The organism is Clostridium acidisoli DSM 12555, assembly GCF_900176305.1.
GTDB lineage: Bacteria > Bacillota > Clostridia > Clostridiales > Clostridiaceae > Clostridium_I > Clostridium_I acidisoli.
This window is the reverse complement of the sequence record NZ_FWXH01000057.1, coordinates 1-2,263: the sequence shown is the minus strand read 5'-3', so window position 1 is coordinate 2,263 and position 2,263 is coordinate 1. Positions and strand designations below refer to the sequence as shown.

The window sequence follows — 2,263 nt, the reverse complement described above, 5'->3', positions numbered from 1 at the left end:
AACTTTCTTCTAGCCATATTTCTAACCTCCATCGTATATTCTTATATTACCATGCTCGTTAGAAACTGTCGAAGACTGTTATGGGGTCAGAATGGAAGCAACTTTATTTTATTATTGAGAGTATTTTTTCTATAGTTTATTTTTATTGAAAAACTTAGACCTATACGACTAAGTTATTGAATTCACTAGATTTCTTACGTCCAAAGTACGACCAAGCTGTGACCCTATTGCGTCCAAGTTAGACCTTGAAAAGAAAAACTTCAATAGAAACCCATCTTAGCATCCATGGAAGTTTTGCTATTAGCTTGAATCAGCCACCAAAAGAAGTTTTTGCTGAATCTACTATGTTTCCCATAGCAACTAGCATTGAAACCTCTTTTCGATGGCTGTTTGCAGTTTTTAGAGTGTGTTTTTCACAGGAAACTGTCTACTAACTGCAGAATTATTATTATGCCCAGAGTCATCTTTTCAAATGCACTGATTTTACTTAACTCTCTCCGTTTGCATTATTATGCAGTTAATATTAGCTTAATTATGTAGCGAGTATTATTAGTATAACTTTGTTATCAATATTAACTATTAATGCAACATCGACGAAATCATATTCCATTTTTCTGATTATACATTATCACTTTAAGCTTGGTAAAATGGCTGTTGATTTTCAATAGCATTTTTACCAAATGCTGTGTTCATAGGTATCATATCTAATAGTTTTCCTTTTAAGTATGGTTTACATACATCTGCTATTTGCGGAAATACATTATGAGGAATACCTACAATATCCAATACTAACAAATAGCTTGATTCATCTCCTCTAGCCATCCATAATAAATATGCCGCTTTTACTACTTTAATATTATCAAAATGTATTATCATCTGTTGCACCATATCAAAAGGATATTCTTTTGGTAATCCAATCATCACTGATTCACCCTTTTTTATTTTCTCGAATCTTTGAGTTATGTTTTGAATTAAATTCTTTTCTAATACAATATTTTCACCATACGGATTTATTACAAAACCTTCATAAGTTGAATCATCTTTTAGTATAATTGCTTGGTAATCGTTATATGACAATATCAAAGTTTGTTGGTTTGGTTGACTTTTCCATTTGCTTAATTCTGTCCAGTCCGTAAACGCCATTAAGTAATTCATACCATTTTTAGAACTTATACTGGATAAGTTAATAGTTGTTCCTTCATTTAAAATAATCTTTCCTCTGTTACTTTTAGAATTTGATTTTAAGTTCATTAAAACAGGACACAAAAACTTTGCCTTTAACAATTCATCTAAAAACTCTGTTTCTCTTGATTTATCATTTTTAATTTTTTGCATTATTTCTACCAACTTCTTATTTGTTACAGGTTTATTTATATCCATTTCATTTCTCCTTACTCCTTTTCATAGTAAATACCATTTTCAAACTTCCTTACAAACCCACTTGCAGGGAAATCAGGATAATCAAATTCCCATAAGCATCCACATTGAAGACATTTATACCATTTTGTAGCATACCATTTTTTTTCTTCTCCATCATCTTTCCAAATATAAAATGGCTTTGTGACTTTTTCCTCTTTAAAAATTTCATTCTTAACTTGTGCATCAAAAAACTCTTTTATTTCTTCAAATAATTTCATAGAATCAATTTTTACTCCAACTCGTTCATTGCAATCACAATCTAATTTCCAAACCATTTTGGATTCAACTCCTCCCATGGAATATATACTTGGTTACCTCCACCAATTAATTGACCTGTTCCACCTATTGTTTCATTTAAAGTTTGTGGAGCTGCTGTCCCCTCATAAATTACTGTCCCTTTAGGAACTTTTACTTCAGTTACATACTCCGTTGAATTTCCCCATTCTGGCTTTAATGCCAAATCAATTTGAGATTGTATCCCACCATTTTGAGGTGTCCTAGACATATAACTTCCAGCTTGGTTAGCATCACCACCGTAAACCCTATATACCGTTGTATCTTCCGTTAATACAGTTTTAGTGTATGATGCACCTGTAAATGTTTCAGCAACACTTTGCTTTAATGGTCCTGGATTTACTGGTGAGTATTTAACAGATGTTGAATCTTCAATAACTGCATCCTCAGGATTACCTACCCCCTCTAAACTACTACCATTAATATTTTCTATTTTACTTATCTTTTCTATATCTTTATCTATTACTGATATATTAGGTATTCTTAACCCTGTTCCTGTATCTAGTACTCCTATTGTTATACTCTTTTCTCCTGTTATTAGTTGCTTTAC

General features: G+C 31.6%; 3 protein-coding genes. All 3 read right to left on the bottom strand.

All coding sequences use genetic code 11. From position 1 onward, the window contains the following. Window positions 1-633 precede the first annotated feature (633 nt). Window positions 634-1,380 (bottom strand): enhanced serine sensitivity protein SseB, encoded by a 747-nt coding sequence (locus tag B8978_RS19325; RefSeq protein ID WP_084117907.1) that lies wholly within the window; start codon window positions 1,378-1,380, stop codon window positions 634-636. A gap of 11 nt (window positions 1,381-1,391) precedes the next feature. Continuing rightward, on the bottom strand, window positions 1,392-1,694 hold the full coding sequence (locus B8978_RS19320) for a hypothetical protein (RefSeq protein ID WP_084117906.1): 303 nt from the start codon (window positions 1,692-1,694) through the stop codon (window positions 1,392-1,394). Continuing rightward, window positions 1,679-2,263, bottom strand: a 585-nt coding sequence (locus B8978_RS20035) for a hypothetical protein (RefSeq protein WP_207651906.1), incomplete at its 5' end; no start/stop codon positions are given. The genes B8978_RS20035 and B8978_RS19320, both read right to left, overlap by 16 nt.

Excerpts from the sequence above, each read along its gene's own strand:
- B8978_RS19325 (WP_084117907.1), bottom strand. The coding sequence starts at position 1,380 with ATGGATATAAATAAACCTGTAACAAATAAGAAGTTGGTAGAAATAATG.
- B8978_RS19320 (WP_084117906.1), bottom strand. The coding sequence starts at position 1,694 with ATGGTTTGGAAATTAGATTGTGATTGCAATGAACGAGTTGGAGTAAAA.